This window comes from Actinomadura rudentiformis, from assembly GCF_008923185.1.
Taxonomy (GTDB): domain Bacteria; phylum Actinomycetota; class Actinomycetes; order Streptosporangiales; family Streptosporangiaceae; genus Spirillospora; species Spirillospora rudentiformis.
The window spans coordinates 1-16,369 of the sequence record NZ_WBMT01000034.1; the positions used below are offsets into that span (position 1 = coordinate 1).

Annotated in this window: 13 protein-coding genes; 6 read left to right on the forward strand and 7 right to left on the reverse strand. The window is 67.8% G+C overall.

Annotated elements, in window-relative coordinates; translation table 11 throughout:
• Positions 1 to 263: 263 nt before the first annotated feature.
• The gene (locus F8566_RS47150) at positions 264 to 563 is read left to right on the forward strand and encodes a DUF397 domain-containing protein (RefSeq protein ID WP_151570587.1); all 300 of its coding nucleotides are present in this window, start codon (positions 264 to 266) and stop codon (positions 561 to 563) included.
• Between the two features lie 23 nt (positions 564 to 586).
• Complete coding sequence (locus F8566_RS47155) at positions 587 to 3,841, forward strand: NACHT N-terminal Helical domain 1-containing protein (protein WP_151570589.1); 3,255 nt, start codon at positions 587 to 589, stop codon at positions 3,839 to 3,841.
• A 219-nt stretch (positions 3,842 to 4,060) separates the two neighbouring features.
• On the opposite strand, the gene F8566_RS47160 is transcribed toward F8566_RS47155, so the two are convergent.
• Complete coding sequence (locus F8566_RS47160) at positions 4,061 to 4,711, reverse strand: alpha-ketoglutarate-dependent dioxygenase AlkB (RefSeq protein WP_225994180.1); 651 nt, start codon at positions 4,709 to 4,711, stop codon at positions 4,061 to 4,063.
• A 257-nt stretch (positions 4,712 to 4,968) separates the two neighbouring features.
• Entirely contained in the window at positions 4,969 to 5,304 is a 336-nt protein-coding gene (locus tag F8566_RS50665) for a hypothetical protein (RefSeq protein ID WP_192810257.1), read from the reverse strand.
• A gap of 301 nt (positions 5,305 to 5,605) precedes the next feature.
• Between F8566_RS50665 and F8566_RS47170 the strand changes: the two genes are divergently transcribed.
• On the forward strand, positions 5,606 to 7,282 hold the full coding sequence (locus F8566_RS47170) for a substrate-binding and VWA domain-containing protein (protein ID WP_192810258.1): 1,677 nt from the start codon (positions 5,606 to 5,608) through the stop codon (positions 7,280 to 7,282).
• Between the two features lie 65 nt (positions 7,283 to 7,347).
• On the opposite strand, the gene F8566_RS47175 is transcribed toward F8566_RS47170, so the two are convergent.
• Positions 7,348 to 7,761 carry a hypothetical protein gene (locus F8566_RS47175; RefSeq protein ID WP_151570593.1) on the reverse strand — a complete coding sequence of 138 codons (414 nt, stop codon included), beginning with the start codon at positions 7,759 to 7,761 and terminating at the stop codon, positions 7,348 to 7,350.
• A 560-nt stretch (positions 7,762 to 8,321) separates the two neighbouring features.
• Here F8566_RS47175 and F8566_RS47180 point away from each other — a divergent pair.
• Complete coding sequence (locus F8566_RS47180; RefSeq protein WP_225994181.1) at positions 8,322 to 9,833, forward strand: DHA2 family efflux MFS transporter permease subunit; 1,512 nt, start codon at positions 8,322 to 8,324, stop codon at positions 9,831 to 9,833.
• Between the two features lie 390 nt (positions 9,834 to 10,223).
• On the opposite strand, the gene F8566_RS47185 is transcribed toward F8566_RS47180, so the two are convergent.
• Complete coding sequence (locus F8566_RS47185) at positions 10,224 to 11,756, reverse strand: acyl-CoA synthetase (RefSeq protein WP_151570595.1); 1,533 nt, start codon at positions 11,754 to 11,756, stop codon at positions 10,224 to 10,226.
• A 59-nt stretch (positions 11,757 to 11,815) separates the two neighbouring features.
• Positions 11,816 to 12,043, reverse strand: a complete 228-nt coding sequence (locus F8566_RS47190; RefSeq protein WP_151570597.1) for a DUF397 domain-containing protein — start codon at positions 12,041 to 12,043, stop codon at positions 11,816 to 11,818.
• 198 nt (positions 12,044 to 12,241) lie between these two features.
• On the opposite strand from F8566_RS47190, the gene F8566_RS47195 reads away from it, so the two are divergent.
• Positions 12,242 to 12,862, forward strand: coding sequence for an ATP-binding protein (locus F8566_RS47195; protein ID WP_151570599.1), 621 nt, complete (start codon positions 12,242 to 12,244; stop codon positions 12,860 to 12,862).
• Positions 12,863 to 13,750: 888 nt separating this feature from the next.
• Here F8566_RS47195 and F8566_RS47200 read toward each other — a convergent pair.
• Together F8566_RS47200 and F8566_RS47205 are read right to left on the reverse strand one after the other, a co-directional pair.
• Entirely contained in the window at positions 13,751 to 15,208 is a 1,458-nt protein-coding gene (locus tag F8566_RS47200) for an alpha,alpha-trehalose-phosphate synthase (UDP-forming) (RefSeq protein ID WP_225994182.1), read from the reverse strand.
• A 147-nt stretch (positions 15,209 to 15,355) separates the two neighbouring features.
• Complete coding sequence (locus tag F8566_RS47205) at positions 15,356 to 15,805, reverse strand: DoxX family protein (RefSeq protein ID WP_151570603.1); 450 nt, start codon at positions 15,803 to 15,805, stop codon at positions 15,356 to 15,358.
• A gap of 90 nt (positions 15,806 to 15,895) precedes the next feature.
• On the opposite strand from F8566_RS47205, the gene F8566_RS47210 reads away from it, so the two are divergent.
• The gene (locus tag F8566_RS47210) at positions 15,896 to 16,363 is read left to right on the forward strand and encodes a MarR family winged helix-turn-helix transcriptional regulator (RefSeq protein WP_225994183.1); all 468 of its coding nucleotides are present in this window, start codon (positions 15,896 to 15,898) and stop codon (positions 16,361 to 16,363) included.
• Positions 16,364 to 16,369: the final 6 nt, after the last annotated feature.

The window sequence follows — 16,369 nt, forward strand, 5'->3', positions numbered from 1 at the left end:
ACGGTCTTGGTGATCCCGGCCAGCAGCCCATCCGGCCCGACCAGCGACACTCCTTCAGCCTTGGCCCGCTCGATCAGCTCAGCCGCGAGCTGGACATCCAACCCGCTACCTGTCTCGTCCTCATCGTGGTTGGTCACGCATGATCCTTCCCGGCCGGGGCCTCAGCCCCAGCCTTCCGGATCACCACCCCACCCACACGATCTTTCAGACAGTCCCTCCCATCCTGAAGGACGGGGTCTCCACGATGCAATCATGGAAACTGCATCGAGCTCACGAGCTGGTGTAAGGCCTCCGCGAGCGATGCCAGCGGCGGCGACTGCGTTGAGCTCGCAGCGTGGCGCAAGTCGTCGACAAGCGCTGGCAACGGCGGCGACTGTGTTGAGGTCGCTGACTGGCGCAAGTCTTCGGCGAGTGGCTCGAACGGTGGGGCCTGCGTTGAGGTGGGCGACTCGCGGGGCGTAGTGGCTGTGCGGGACTCGAAGGATCCGGATGGGCCGGTGCTGGCGTTCTCGGCTGGTGCGTTCCAGAGCTTCGTCGAGGACATCAAGGGCGGCAAAATCTGACGCATGTCGCCATACTTGGTGGCGTGTCAGTTGAAGTCGCCGCGTTCAACGTCGGCCGGTCTGTAGCGCAGCTGGCCGTGGGGCGATGGCTCGCGGGGCGTTCTACCAGGGACGCGGCGTCCAAGGATCTCGTTGAGCTCATCAAGCTCGGCTTCCCGGACGAGATCAAGCGGCGGCGAGCGCAGCGGCAGTTCGAGGACATCGCCGACTCGGTCGCCGAAAGGCTGCTGGCGTTCGCCCGGCAGGAGTTCGGCGGCCTGACCGAGGGCGATCGCGAGGCGGTTCTCTTCGCCGTCGTCAGAACGCTCGAGGACGCCGATCTCTCGGACGAGGCGTTCTTCGCAGCCGACGCGGACGCGGTGAAGCTGGCGCGCGGCCTGCGTTCACGACTCTCGGCGTACGCGGCGCGCGGGCAGTTCGGCGAGGCGGGGGCACGGCTGTACAACGTCGTGCTCGATGAGTGCTGCGACTGCCTGGCGAACATCCTCATTCACCTTCCGCAGTTCGAACCACGGGCCTCGGTGGCGATCCTCAACCGGCTGAGCGGGCTTGCCGACCAGGTCAACTCGGTGCTGGTCAGGCTTCCCGTGCGTTCTCTGTCGGCGCCCGAGGGCGATGCCGAGGACGAGGAGTTCACCCGCCGCTATCTGACCGCGCTCAGCCACAATCTGGACACCCTCGAACTGTTCGGCGTCCGCTTCAGCCGGCTCAACCGGCCACGCACCACGCTGAGCGTCGCGTACATCAGCCTCAACGTCACCGAGGAGACCGGCAAGCGCCGCAAGACCGAGCCTGCTTCGATCTCCGACTGGCGAGGCGAGCGTGAAGGTGGTGCGGTGCGGGTGGAGTCCGCGCTCGGCGAGCACCGTCTCATGTTGCTACGCGGCGAGGCCGGTGGCGGCAAGAGCACCTTGCTTCGCTGGTTGGCCGTAACGGCTGCGCGGGGCGCGTTCACCGGCGAGCTGACGGGCTGGAACGGTCGTGTCCCGTTCCTGATCAAATTGCGGAGTCACGCCGACGGCGCCTTGCCCAAGCCGGAGGAGTTCCTCGATGACGTGGCCGGGACGCTGACCGGCATCATGCCGCGCGGCTGGGTGCACAGGCGGCTTGAGTCAGGGCGCGTGCTGCTTCTGGTGGACGGTGTGGACGAGGTCACCGGCGGGCGTCGGCAGGCGGTGCGGCAATGGCTCCAGGAGATCGTCGGCCAGTTCGGTGGCATCCGTGTCATCGTCACATCCCGTCCGGCCGCCGCCGAGGTGGGCTGGCTGAAGAACGAGGGATTCACCACGGCGTTCCTTGAGCAGATGGGTCCAGCCGACATCCGCGCGCTCGTCAAGCATTGGCATGATGCGTTGCGCCACTGCGCGGAGACGCCATGCACACCCGAGCAGTTGCCGTCGTACGAGGCGAAGCTGTTGGCTCGGCTGGAGTCGGCCCCGCATCTCCAGGCCCTCGCGTCCAGCCCATTGCTGGCAGCGATGTTGTGCGCGCTCAATCTGGATTTGGAAACGTTGCCCCGCGATCGCATGGGCCTGTACGCGGCGGCCCTCGACCTGCTGCTCGAGACCCGTGACGCCAAACGCAACGTTCCCAGTGCACGCGAAGTCCAACTGCCCCGCGATCGGAAGATCCGGATCCTGCAGGACGTGGCATGGCATCTGTCGACCAGCGGCCGGGTGGAGCTGCCGAAGCCGATGGTGGAACGGCTGATCGCCGACCGCCTCGCGTCAATGCCGCAGGTGGACGTGAACGCCGCGGACGTCCTGGACATGCTGCTGCAACGCAGTGGCGTGATCCGTGAGCCCGTGCCAGGGCGCATCGACTTCGTGCATCGGACCGTTCAGGAATACCTGGCCGCCAAGCAGGCGGCGAGTCTCGGCGACATGGATCTGCTCATCCGGAACGCGCACCGCGACCAGTGGCGCCAGACCGTCGTCATGGCCGCCGGGCACGCCAATGAACCGCAGTGCCGCGAACTCATCGGCGGTCTCCTCGCCCGGATGGAGGCCGAGCCTCGCCAAGCACGGGCGCTCAAGCTGGTCACCGTGGCCTGCCTGGAAACGCTGCCTTCCGTCCCGGAGGATCTTCGCCAGGGAATCGACCGGTGCCTGGACGACCTGGTCCCGCCACGGAACGAGGCCGCCGCGCGTTCGCTGGCCACGGCCGGGGAGCCGGTGCTGGCCCGGCTGCCGAAGACGCTGGACGGCTTGCCGGTCGCAGCGGCGGCCGCGACCACACGCGCGGCATGGTTGATCAACGGGCCGCAGGCCCTTGACCTCCTCGCTCGGTACGCCGAAGACCCGAGGCTCGACGTTCAACTCGAACTGAACACCGCGTGGGACTACTTCGATCCGGCCGAGTACGCCGAACGTGTGCTGGCAACGACGAGGGAGCATGAAAGCTGGGTCTGGGCCCGGACCCCCGGGCAGGTGAGCGCGCTTGACAGGCTTCCGGCTCGCTCTGAGCTCGGCCTGACTTTGGAGGGCCCTACCGACTTCGCCTTCCTTGCCAAGCATGCCGAGAGTCTCAAAGAGCTCTCCCTCATCTGCAGCGCGGACGTGGATCCTCGGCGGATGCCCCCGCTTCCCGAGCTGAGGCGCCTCAGTCTCATTCGGGAGGGCCTTGCGGACCTGGGGTTCCTCAACGACTATCCGCTGCTGGACACGATCAGCCTTCCGCGGTGTGGGAAGGTCGCAGATTTCTCCCCGCTGAAGCGCTATTCGTCGCTGCTGACTCTCGAACTGGGTCATGCCCGACACCTGACCGATGTGGACATGCTCCCGCCACTCCAGAACGTCAGGTCACTAGGGCTCTGTCGAAGCCGCCTCGCCTGCGACCTCGCTGAGATCACCCACTCCACGCCACACGTTCACACCCTCGACCTGTCCGGATGCCCGTGGGTCTCCGACCTGGAGGCGGTTTCCCACCTGCCGCTCCACACGCTCGCCGTCGAACAGTGCCCGATCCGGGATGTGAGTCCTCTCGCCGGGCTCGACAACCTCGATTTCCTGGACGTGTCGCACACCGAGGTCGCGGATCTGACACCGCTCAGCGGCTTGCCGAACCTGCGGGCCCTGCACATCCGGGGCTGCGGGAAGATCAAGGACCTGAGCCCGCTGGCAGACCTGCCCGCACTCCGGCTGCTCTACATCTCCGGTATGCCACCTGGCATCGACCTGTCCCCTCTTGCAGGGAACCGCCAACTCGTCATCAAGCACCACGCGGGCCAGGAGATGCGCGGCGCCGAAGCGTTCCGCCACCGCATGGAGATCTACTAGGGTCGGCTTCATATGCCACTCGCCCTGATCGCACAGTGGGAGCAGGTGGTGAAAGGAACGTCGCTCATGTACTCGTACGTCTCACACTCGACGTCGTCGAGGATCTCCTCCCAGGCCGAGTCATAGCCGTCGGGCACGGCGAATCCGGGCTCCGCCTTCCAGGCGACCGGTGTGAAGGCCTTTGACCCGGCGCGCGCGTCCGCCGGCGATCGTCGACGGCTACCGCTTGGGATGGATGATTGTGCGGAAGGTCATCGACACTCGCCGCCCACGCGGGACGCGCCCTGTCGCACCAGGGTCGCTCTTGCGCGCGGCGATGGCGTGGCGCCAGGTGAATCGGGCTGGACCGGTCATGACAAGAAGGCTGCCCGGCGCCAGACGCACCGCCAGCTTCAAACCGTCCTCGGGGTGGGTGAAGTCCATGAGGCAGCTGGAGCCCAGGGAGATCGCCGCGACGACCGGGCCGAAGCACGGCACGCAGTCGACATGGGCGCTGATCCCCTGCCCCGGCTGATACTCATTGACGATCACTTGATCCGCTTCCCGGTCCATCAGCCCCTCACCGACCAGGCGGGCTGCCGCTTGCCGTGCCCAAACCGGAAGCGGCGGCGAAGCTGCTGCCACGCTGCGGCGACCGTAGTCATATCGATGGCCGTAGTGCTGTACGCGCCGCTTCAGCTCCGTCGACCACGGCTCGGCGTCGATGTCCGCGAGCAGGGCGTCTGTGACGTCTGGACTGATCCAGTCGGCGATGTAGTGCAGTCCCGGCACCGAGGTGGACGGCGCGGTGTGAGATCCGAAGTCGCTGTCGAAGGGGAGCTGACCGGAAATCTCAGACATGAGCGAACAGTAGCCAGCACCGCCGGCCACGCACGGGCATTCTCGCCATCTTGGACGCACCAACGCGATCATGAACTGGACGGCCTCGAAGCTGGCGCGATGACGTCTCGCCCCTTGCCTGATGCCACAGCGGCGCCGTTCACCCGCATCAAGGTTCGCGTCAGATGAGCCGCAGCCACGAGATCGGCCTGATCCAATGGGTGGACTACCGCACGACCGCCGACCTGCCGATCTTCCCACCGATAGGCACGGCCGTCCCCGGTACCTCTGCCGGTCGGGTCGGTGGGTCAGTTTTCGATGCGGCCGCCGCCTCCGCCGCTGGTAGTGGAGCGGACGCAGCTGAGGAAGTAGGAGTTGGTCAGGCCGCCGATCTCCTTGCTCCTGGTGATCCAGTTCGTCGAGGTGACGCGGCCGACCTCGTTGCCGTTGCCCGAATCGTGCGCACGGCACGTGACCGAGACGCTGAACGTGCTCGGGGCGAACGCAGTGATCAGAATCGCGCCGCGAGTCTCCGGGATCGAGCTGGTGGAACAGCCGTATGCGCCGTACGGGATGCTGCATGTGCGGGCCAACGCCAGCGCCGGTGTCGCGGGGACGACGACGATCGCCGCGGTGACAGCCATTGTGAGAGTCGCGCCGACGAACCCATGACGTACTGACTTCTTCATTTCCGCTCCGGTGGGGTCGGGGCCCTCATGGTTTCCCCGGCGATGACCCCCCACAAGCGCAAACCATGTCCGAGTCCGGCCGCCGGTCAGGTCGTGGTGCGTTCTGCGAGCTGGGACCTCAAGGCGTGGAGTATTGGCGAACGCAAGTCTTGCGGAGGATTGACAGGCTCGGGCCGCTCCGTCAATGTAAGCAAGCGCTTCTTTGGAATGCGGGAGTCGCTCTGCGGCATCGGGGGCAGGCGGAAGGAAGTCGGCGGTGCGAAGACCCCTGGTGTTCGGTGTCGCATTGTCCATCGCGTCGTCCGGCCTCGGTGCATGCTCGGACGCTCCGAGCGGCCCGTGTCGAACGGTCGTCGTCGCCGTGGCCGTTGGGGTGGCCGCTCCACTGCGTACCGCGGCCGCGCGGTTCCAGGGGACCAAGGTGGACGGGCGGTGCGTCTCGGTGCGGATCGAGCCAAGGTCCCCCGCGTCTGTCGCCGAAACCCTGGCAGGCACCGTCGAGGAGCCCGGCGCCCCTCCACCGGACGCGTGGATTCCCGATTCATGGCTCTGGGTGCCGCTGGCACGCAGCGGCAGCACAGGCGCCGCGGCGGTGGCCTCAGTCGAGCCCTCGCTGGCCAGCTCGCCCATCGTCTGGGTGCTCTCGGCGAGCACCGCCCGCAAGTTCAGCGCCCAGGGAATGAAGGCGAGCTGGCGCTCCCTCATGCCCGGCGGAATCCCCGACCCCCGGCAGCGAACGGACGCCGACGCACCACGATTCGTCGTCCCCGAACCGGCCACCTCGACCACGGGAATGGGGCCGCTGCTGGCCCTGCACACCCTCGCCGGAACCGGACAGCGCGGCCTGCTGAACTTCGCGACCGCGATGCTGGCCCTACGCACGATGACGGTCAAGGACCCCGTCGCGGTGCACGCTGCGGTCGGCGACACCGGACGGACCACCATCGGCGTTGCTTCCGAGCAGTCTCTGCTGGAGAACGAGGCGGTCGGCGAACGCAGCCTGGTGCCTGTCTACCCTGCGGAGGGCACGGTCGTGCTCGACTATCCGTATGTCCGCGTCACCCACGACAGAAGCCAGGGCAAGGCCGCCGACGCCTTCGGCAGATTCCTCAGAGAACCGGCCACACGTGAGCTGCTGACCGACGCCGGCTTCCGTACCCCCGAGGGTCAAGCCGGCAGCGCCCTGGACCCCAAACTCGGCTTCACCCCGGCACCGCCCCGGCGAATCCAACTGCCCGACTCCCCCACCGCCGTGAAGATCCGCGACATGTGGAACCGGATGCGGCTGGGCGCCCGCTTGCTCGACGTCCTCGACGTCTCACCGTCCATGCGCCAGCCGGTGCCCGGCACGTCCACCAGCCGTCTGACCGCGCTCAGCCGGCAGATCCAGCAGAGCCTCCAGCTCACTCCCGATTTCGTGGAGATCGGGCTCTGGCAGTTCGCCACCAGGCTCGACGGCACCCGAGACCACCGCGAGGCGGTCCCCATCCGGGCGATGGGATCGGTCGACAACGGCGTCAGCCAGCGCGACCGGTTGATCTCAGCGGTCGCCCGCTCCAAGCCGATCCCCGGAACCTACACCGGCCTGTACGACACGATCCTGGCCGGCTTCCGCGAGGTCAGCCGCAATTACCGGCCCGAGGTCTTCAACGTGGTGACCGTCTTCACCGACGGCGAAGAGAGCGACCCGTACAACGGCATGAAGCTCGACGAGCTGATCCGCACGCTCCGCCAGGAGTACGACCCCGCGCGCCCAGTCAGCATCATCATCGGCGCCTACGGTGACGACATCGACACCCGGCCACTCCAACAAATCGTGAACGTCACCGGCGGCAAGGTCTACTTGTCCAAGGACCCGCAACAAGCGCAGCGCATCTTCGGCGATCTGCTCGTACGCATGCTTTGCACCGGCACCCAGTGCCCGATCACCTAGCGCGCCCGCCGCAACGCCACCAACCAGATCCGCTGAACGCGAGGTCACGTGAGCGCTGCACCGGCTCACCGGTCAACGGTGATCTGCTGGCGGTCACCGGACCTGCCGATAGCCTGTGGCCTGCCACGCACGAACACCCGCGCCGCGCCGCCGTCGCTCAGCACCAGGGTCAGCGGAGCGATGTCGAAGTGTACGGACTCGCCGTGCTTGGCGTACCGGTTGAACAACACCTTGTTCCCCGCTGTGCTGGCGAAGACATGGCAACTGGCCCCGGTGACCGTCACGGTCACCAGCCGCTGGGCCGGGCTGGCCTTCTCAGCCACCGTCTCAGCGGGCGCGCTCGGCGATTCATTCCTGTCCAGCAGGCCCACCGTGAGCACGCCGCCGCCCACGCAGGCGAGCACGGCGACAAGACCGATCGGTATCCCCACAGACATGACATGCCGCTTGGCGTTCACCTTTGCCCGGTGCCGAGCCATAGCCCGGAGGCTACAGCCGACACCCTCACCCGGCCAGAGGCACGTTCAAGCCCCGATCGCCACGATCGAGCCGCCCTGCACAATGCGCGGCCGTGGCGGGTGGGGTGTGATGCGGCTGTCCTGCGTCACGCCACTCAGAGCCGCCCGCAGGCCCGCTAGGTGTGGTGTGGGTCACAGATGAGTCGAGTGGTCTCGACGGCCTTCCTCTGTGACAGCGACGTACGGAGGCGCGATGAGGAAGGTCCGCTGGAGCTCATGGACACTCGCCGTTTCGGTTCTGGAAACGCGCTGCTCACGTACCGGCCAGGGCGAGTGTCAGGTATGTCACATCGACTTGCCCTCAAGTTTGGTTGAGGTTCCATCCTGAGGGGGTGGGACCAGCGCAGAATGTCCGAGGCTCCCGGAATACTCCTGGGACGAGCCGGGTTTAATCGCTCGCAAAGTGTCAGTCACTGCAGTATTTTCCAGTGACACCCCCAACATGATCTTTCACCTCTGGCGCCCGTGTGCCCGAGCCTGACGATTGGAAGTTTCACTTGACCGCCCCAGCATCCCCAAAGGTGGCCGACACTCCACCGGAACCCTCCGGTTCCGGCGGTGGCCTTGATCGTGGCGTGCTCGCGGTGGCCATGGTCGTCGTGCTCGGCGCGATCATGTCCATCCTTGACGTGACCGTCGTCAATGTCGCGATCAACGACCTCGCCAAGGAGTTCAAGACTCCGCTCGCGACCATCCAGTGGGTGGCCACCGGTTACACCCTCGCGCTCGCCACCGTCATCCCGATCACCGGCTGGGCTTCGGCGCGGTTCGGCACCAAGCGCCTCTACATGATCTCGATCACGCTCTTCGTGCTGGGGTCGATGCTGGCCGGCGCGGCCTGGTCGGCCGAGTCGCTCATCGCGTTCCGCGTACTGCAGGGCCTCGGCGGCGGCATGATCATGCCCGCCGGCATGACGATCCTCACCCAGGCCGCGGGCCCGTCCCGGGTCGGCCAGGTGATGAGCGTCGTCGGCATCCCGATGCTGCTCGGCCCGATCATGGGCCCGATCCTCGGCGGCTGGCTGGTCGATGACGTGTCCTGGCGCTGGATCTTCTTCATCAACCTGCCGATCGGCATCATCGCGCTGGTCATGGCCGCGCGGATCCTCAAGCCCGACAGCCCGCAACGCGGCGAGCGCCTGGACTTCTTCGGGCTGCTCCTGCTCTCCCCGGGTCTGGCCTTGCTGATCTACGGTCTGGCCAAGGGCGCGGAGCTGGGCGACTTCACCGAGACCGAGGCGCTCATCCCCACCGTCATCGGCGCCGCGCTGACGGTCGCGTTCGTCTTCCGCGCGCTCAGCGCCGAGAGCCCGCTCATCGACCTGCGCCTGCTCAAGCGCCGTTCGGTGGCCGCCGCTTCGGGCACCATGGTGCTCTTCATGGCGGCGTTCATGGGCGCCATGCTGCTGATGCCGCTGTACTACCAGTCGGTCCGCGGCGAGGGCGCGCTCATGTCCGGCCTCCTGCTCGCTCCGCAGGGGCTCGGCGCGATGGTCACCATGCCGGTGGGCGGCAAGCTCACCGACAAGATCGGCCCCGGCCGGGTCGTCCTGGTCGGCCTGACGGTCGTCGTGTTGTCGGTGGCCGGCTTCGCCGCGCTGCTGCAGGCCGACACCTCCTACTGGAGCCTTGGCGCCGTGCTGTTCGTGATGGGTCTCGGCATGGGCATGACGATGATGCCCACCATGGCCGCGGCCATCCAGACCCTGGTGCACGACGAGGTGCCGCGGGCCAGCACGATGCTCAACATCATCCAGCAGGTGTCGGCGTCCGTGGGCACGGCGATGATCGCGGTGCTGCTCGCCAACCAGCTGAGCGACAGGCTCGGCAGCGGTGGCGGCGGCGAGATCGGCTCGGCGGAGAAGGTCCCGCCGGAGGTCCTCGCCAAGATCGCGCCTCCGATGGCCGACGCCTACCAGCACACCTTCTGGTGGGCCGCGGGGCTGCTGCTCCTGGCGTTCCTGCCGGCGCTCCTGCTGCCGCGCAAGAAGCCGGCCACTTCGGCGGTCGACGCGCCGATGCCGATGCACTAGAAGATCACCGAGCGACCCCGCCAGGGGCGCTCAGCGGCCGAACGCCCCGGTCCAGGGATCAACTCCCCGGCCCGGGGCGTTCGCCGTGTACGGGCCCCTCAGCGCCCTCAGGGCGCTCTCAGACGAGGCACCTCCTACCAGAGCCGCCCCAGGCCCGGCCACCGCCAAACGGGGCCATCCCAGACCGAACCACTCCCGCCAGAGCCGCCTCAGGCACGGCCCGCCCGAGACCAGACCGGGCCACATCACAGGGGCCGCCCCAGACCAGGAGCAGGCTCAGGCCCGAGCCGCCCAAGACCGGGTGCCGCCTCGAACCGGGCTGCCGAGACCACGTGCCGCCTCTGACCGGGTGCCATCTCAGACCGGGTGCCGCCACGGGCGGGAGCGGCCTCAGGCCGGGGTGGGGCGTTGCTCCTGCCAGTACTCGTCCTTGAGGAGGCGTTTGTAGAGCTTGCCTGTGGGGTGGCGGGGTAGTTCGGCGCGGAAGTCGACCGAACGCGGGCATTTGTAGTGGGCCAGATGTTCGCGGCAATACGCGATCAGCTCGGCTTCGAGCGCGGGGCCGCCGTCGTCCATCGACAAAGGCTGGACGACGGCCTTGACGGCCTCGCCCATCTCGGCGTCGGGCACGCCGAACACCGCGACGTCGGCGACCTTGGGATGGACGGCCAGGACGTTCTCGGCCTCCTGCGGGTAGATGTTCACGCCCCCGCTGATGATCATGTACGAGCGCCGGTCGGTGAGGTAGAGGAAGCCGTCCTCGTCGACGTGGCCGACATCGCCGAGGGTGGTCCAGCCGTGCCCCCACGGGTCGCGGGACGCCTCGGTCTTGGCCTTGTCCCCGTGGTACTCGAACGCGGGCCCACCGCCGAAGTAGAGCGTGCCGGACGTCCCCACCGGAAGCTCGTTCCCTTCCTCGTCGCACACATGGATCTCGCCGAGCAGCGGTTTGCCCACCGTGCCCTTGTGGGCGAGCCAGTTATCGGAGTTGGTGTAAACGAAGCAGTTGCCCTCGGTGCCGGCGTAGTACTCGTGCAGCACCGGCCCCCACCACTCGATCATCTGCTCCTTCACCGGCACGGGACACGGCGCCGCGGCATGCACCGCACACCGGAGGCTGGAGAGGTCATACCGGTCCCGTATCTCCCGGGGCAGCTTCAGCATCCGGATGAACATCGTCGGCACCCACTGGCTGTGCGTCACCCCGTACCTCTCGATCGCCGCCAGAGCCTGCTCAGGATCGAACTTCTCCATCACCACCACGGTCGCGCCGAAGCGCTGCATCGTGAGGCAGTAGCGCAGCGGCGCGGCGTGGTAGAGCGGCGCCGGTGACAGGTAGACCGAGTCGCCGTCAGGCTGGAAGAGCAGCGACAACAGCTGGAAGAGCACGCCCGGCGTGCCCATCTCGGCGAGGGAGATCTGCGGTTTGACACCCTTGGGCCGTCCCGTCGTGCCCGAGGAGTAGAGCATGTCCGAGCCTTCGCGTTCCTCTGCGATCGGCGTGACGGGCTGGGCGCCCACCTGCTCCTCGTACGAGAGGAAGCCCGGAGCCGTCCCGTCGAGCATGAGCCGCAGGGGCACGCTGACCGTCCCGGCAGCGGCTTCGAGCGCCTTGCTCGTGATGAACGCCTTGGCCTCGCAGTTGTCGACGATGTACGCGATCTCGTCGGGCTGCAGGCGCGAGCTGATGGCCGTGTAGTAGAGCCCGGAGCGCTGCGCCGCCCAGGCGATGGCGAGGAAGAGCGGATGGTTCTCGAGCATGAACGCGATGTGGTCCCCGGGCCGCAGCCCCTCTGTGTAAAGCAGATGCGCGAGCTGGTTGGAGGCCTCGTTCAGTTCCCGGTAGGTGATGACGCGGCCGGAGCCCGCCATGATGACGGCGGGCTTTTCGGGCGTCTGCTCAGCAATCTGCCCCAGGTGCATGCGACCGCACGGTACCTGGCCCGGCCGCAGAATGGAACGCGATTCGGTTTACTGAGCGTTCAGACGAGCATGTGATCGAAGTCGCCGTCCTTGGCGCCTCCGACGAAGGCCTCGACCTCCTCCCGGGTATAGACGAGGACCGGACCCTGCGGGTACCGGGAGTTGCGCACGGCGATCTCCCCGGTGGGGAGTTCGGCCATCTCAACGCAGTTGCCGCTCGGGTTGCTGCGGCGGCTCTTCTGCCAGACGAGTTCCCAAGCAACGAAGTCCGACAGCTCGTCGTCCATCTGTTTGCCCCCTTTGAAGGCGTCTGCGCCTCCCTCTCGGGAGGCCGCGGATCTCGCCCCACCCGTTGCCATGGTACGAGATGCACGTGCATTCGTTCTTGCATTCGTTCATGCAGACGGTCTTGCATCTGCACGACATGGGGAGCAAGATAGCGAACGCCCGCCACCGACCGACCCGCACGCCCCTGGGGTTTGACAATGATCGTTGACCAGGCAGACGTCGAAACCTTCCCCGCCGACGGTGCGCGGCGCCCATGGCGGCCGCCGGCGCTGGACCATGAGCTCTGGCCGGACACCCATCAGTCCGCCGACCAGACACCCGGCGCCGTACCTGCCGTGACCGTGGCCGTCGTCCCCGGGCTGGCCGGCCGATGGCCGACCCCGCCCGCCGGCGACCCGCGCACCGCCCGGCGCGTTCTGCGCGCCGACGCCACCTCCTCGAAGACCGCGCGCGACTTCACGCTCGCGACCCTCGCCGAGTGGGACCTCACCCACGCCGCGGAGGACATCGTGATCGCGGTCTCCGAACTGGTGACAAATGCGTTGCGCCACGGTCTGCGAGACCTCCCCCAGCCGGCGCCGACCCACCCGATCCAGCTCGTCCTGCTCGGCCACCCCCGCCGGCTGGTCGTCGCCGTGACCGACCCGGGCCCCGGAACCCCCGTGCCGGTGGAGCAGATCCCCGAGCGCTTCGGCGAAGGCGGCCGCGGCCTCCTGGTGGTCGGCGCGATCAGCGGTGCCTGGGGCTGGGCCCCCCTGACGACCGGTGGCAAAGCAGTCTGGGCCGCCTTCGACCTCCGCCCCGCCCAAGCCGCCTGACCAGCGAACACTCCCATACCGCAGGCCACCCGCCCGCGGAAGGTCCCGCACGCCACATCCAGGCAGGCGGGCCCAGGACGGCCACCCCCGCCGTCACACACGCCTGACGCGCCATCCCCGCATGCACCCGCTTACCCACGGACGGTCATGCGCGCCGTCACGCATGCCACGCACATTAAGCGGTACCACCTTGCCGTCAGGCGGGCCGACACACTCGTGCTGTCGCCCTCAGGCACGCATCCGGCCGCGTGGCGTCCACGCGCGCCTGATAGCCGCAGAACGGCCGCAGCCACCGCCATCCAGACACGCAACCCGCTCGCACGTGCCGCCAGATGCGCCGACACAGACAGGCTGCCACCCTCGGTCGTGTGGCGTACACGCACGCCTGGCAGCCGCAGAACGGCCGCACCCCACCGCCACCCAGGCACCCGAGCCGTTACGGACATGCCGTACAGCGGGCCGACACCGCGAAACTGGCACCCTCAGGCCCGCATCCGGTCGCGTGGGTCCACGCGCGCCTGATAGGCGTGGAACGGCCCGCAGCCACCGTCCAGGCACGCGAGCCGTTACCCACGTGCCGTCAGATGGGCGGACACACGCGCGGTGGTGCCCTTAAGCACGCATCCGGTCAGGCAAGCACTCGGTCCAAATGGCGCCTACGCGGCCGGTCTGGTGCGTGCGTCCATGCCACGCGGGCTCCGCGTGGGGCTGGTTCGCAGGGGTCATGCAGATAGAGCGTCGTGCACGCGGCGGTGCAGGTTGGTGGCTTCACCCCGGGGTTCGCGTACGCGCGCCCTGCGTTCGTGGCGGCCAGATCACATCGGCACGTGTGGATGGCGGCCATGGGCGGCGTTTCTCCTGGGCATGCGGCTCCGCTGCTGTTGGAGCTCATGACCTCATGTACGCCACTTTTCCTCCGCCGACGGCTCGCTGGTCGCGGTCGCGGCTGGGGGTGGGAGATTCAGGGACGTGGGATTGCTCCAGGGCGGTCAGGAAGTCTTGGGCCCAGCGGTCCACGTCGTGTTCGATGACGCGTTTGCGCATGGCTCGCATGCGGCGGCCCTGCTCCATGGGGTCGGCGTTCAGAGCGGTGAGGAGGATGCTCTTCAGGCCGTCGATGTCGTACGGGTTGACCTGGAAGGCGCGCTTGAGCTCGGCGGCGGCGCCGGCGAACTCGCTGAGGACGAGGGCGCCGCGCAGGTCGCTCCGGCAGGCCACGTACTCCTTGGCGACGAGGTTCATGCCGTCGCGGAGTGGGGTGACGACCATGACGTCGGCGGCGAGGTAGAGCGCGGCGAGCTCGGATCGGTCGTACGAGCTGTGCAGGTAGTGGACCACGGGGAAGCCCAGTTCGCCGTACTCGCCGTTGATGCGGCCGACCTGCTGCTCGATCTCTTCGCGGAGGAGCTGGTACTGCTCCACGCGTTCGCGGCTGGGCGTGGCGATCTGGACGAAGACGGCCTGGCCCGGCTTGAGGTGGCCGTCGCCGAAGAGCTCGCCGAACGCCTGGAGGCGCTGGGTGATGCCCTTGGTGTAGTCGAGGCGGTCTACGCCGAGGAGGATGGTCGCGTCGCCCAGGTCGGTGCGGATCTCCTCGGCGCGTTCGCGGACGGCGGGCTGGGCGATGAGGTCGTTGAGCTCGTCCACGTCCACGGAGATGGGGAACGCGCGGGCGCGGACGATCCGGTCGTCCCAGAAGACGTCCTGCTTGACGTAGCGCGCGTCGAGTAGGCGGCGGCAGAGGCGGACGAAGTTGGACGCCGCGCCTGGGAGCTGGAAGCCGACCAGGTCGGCTCCCAGGAGGCCTTCGAGGATCTGGCGGCGCCACGGCATCTGCCAGAAGAGCTCCAGGGGCGGGAACGGGATGTGCAGGAAGAAGCCAATGCGGAGATCTGGGCGCAGCTTGCGGAGCATGGCCGGGACCAGCTGGAGCTGGTAGTCCTGGATCCACACGATGGCCTCGGGCGCCGCCACCTTGGCGGCGGCGTCGGCGAAGCGCTGGTTCACGCGTACGTAGGCGTCCCACATCGCGCGGTCGTAGATCGGCGGCGCCACCACGTCGTGGTAGAGCGGCCATAGGGTCGCGTTAGAGAAACCTTCGTAGTAGAGCCGCACGTCCTCTGCCGACTGGGGCACGGGAAACAGGTGCATGCCGTCGGTCTCGAACGGCTCCAGCTCCTCGTCGGCCGCGCCGGACCAGCCGATCCATGTGCCCTGCCTGCTTCGCATGACCGGCGCGATGGCGCTGACGAGGCCACCCGGGCTGCGCCGCCAGCCGTCTTCTTCTCCAGCCCGGTCGACCGGCAGCCGGTTGGCCACCACTACGAACTCACTACCGCCCGACACGCGACCTACTTCCCGAGAAGTCCATTCAATGATCAACATGCCCAGAAAAGGTCATCTGGGAACATCTTGCCATGGCTCGGCCAAGCAGATCGCGACCGGACACGCCGCGGCCGGTGTACGCCTGCGCGCACACCGGCCGGTGACGGGTCAGGCGGCCACCGATTCCCGTTCCCGGCTGCCGCGACCGAAGAGCACGCCGTCCAGGCTGAGGCGGCCCGCGCCGGTGAACGCCAGCGTCAGCGCCGCGGCGCCGAGGATCATCACGAACTCGTAGCCGCCCTTGTCGGCGAAGAAGCCCTTGTCCATGTGCACGTACCAGAACGCGCCGGCCATGTTGACCGCGAGGAGCACCCCGGCGACCGGCACGAGCAGACCGGCGATGAGCGCGATGCCGCCGAGCAGCTCCACCCAGGTCGCGAACGTGGCGGACACGGCGGGGAGCGGGATGCCGATGCCCTCGAACATCTTGGTGACGCCGGCGTGGCCGGTGTCGGTGAGCTTCTGCCAGCCGTGCGCGACGAAGAGGACGCCGAGCGCCACGCGGCCGATCAGCAGGCCGACATCGGGAAGGAACGGGAACTGGCGGGCGGGGAGCATGCACTGCCTCCTGGACTGTTGAAGGTTCAAATCTTGACTCAAGCTATCAGGGATTAGTTCAAATTCAAACCACGCAGTAGAATCGGGCTCGTGAACGATGACGCCCTCAACCCCTCCGAACTCCGCGCCTGGCTCGGGTTCCTCACGGCGTCCCACCTCATGGAGCACGAGGTCGAACGGCAGCTCAAGGCCGACGGCGGCATGTCCCACGGGGAGTTCGAGATCCTGATCAAGCTGCTCACGGCCGACGGCCGGCGCCTGCGCATGTCCGACCTGGCACGGCAGGCGATGATCTCCAAGAGCCGGCTCACGTACCAGGTGACACAGCTCGAACGGGACGGATTCGTCCGCCGCACCGACTGCGACTCCGACCGCCGCGCCGTCTGGGCCGAGCTGACCGTCAAGGGCGAGGAGGCGCTGGCCAAGGTCCGGCCGGGCCACCGCCAGGTCGTGCGCGACAATCTCATCTCGCAGCTCTCTCCCGAGGAAGTGCAGCTGCTGGGAGATCTCATGAACCGGGTCGCCGACCGCCTCCGCGACAGCCGCGACCAGCGATGACCGGCG

Coding starts and splice junctions, on each gene's coding strand:
- F8566_RS50665 (WP_192810257.1), bottom strand. CDS start 5,304: ATGGCTGTCACCGCGGCGATCGTCGTCGTCCCCGCGACACCGGCGCTG.
- F8566_RS47175 (WP_151570593.1), bottom strand. CDS start 7,761: ATGGCTCGGCACCGGGCAAAGGTGAACGCCAAGCGGCATGTCATGTCT.
- F8566_RS47185 (WP_151570595.1), bottom strand. CDS start 11,756: ATGCACCTGGGGCAGATTGCTGAGCAGACGCCCGAAAAGCCCGCCGTC.
- F8566_RS47190 (WP_151570597.1), bottom strand. CDS start 12,043: ATGGACGACGAGCTGTCGGACTTCGTTGCTTGGGAACTCGTCTGGCAG.
- F8566_RS47195 (WP_151570599.1), top strand. CDS start 12,242: ATGATCGTTGACCAGGCAGACGTCGAAACCTTCCCCGCCGACGGTGCG.
- F8566_RS47205 (WP_151570603.1), bottom strand. CDS start 15,805: ATGCTCCCCGCCCGCCAGTTCCCGTTCCTTCCCGATGTCGGCCTGCTG.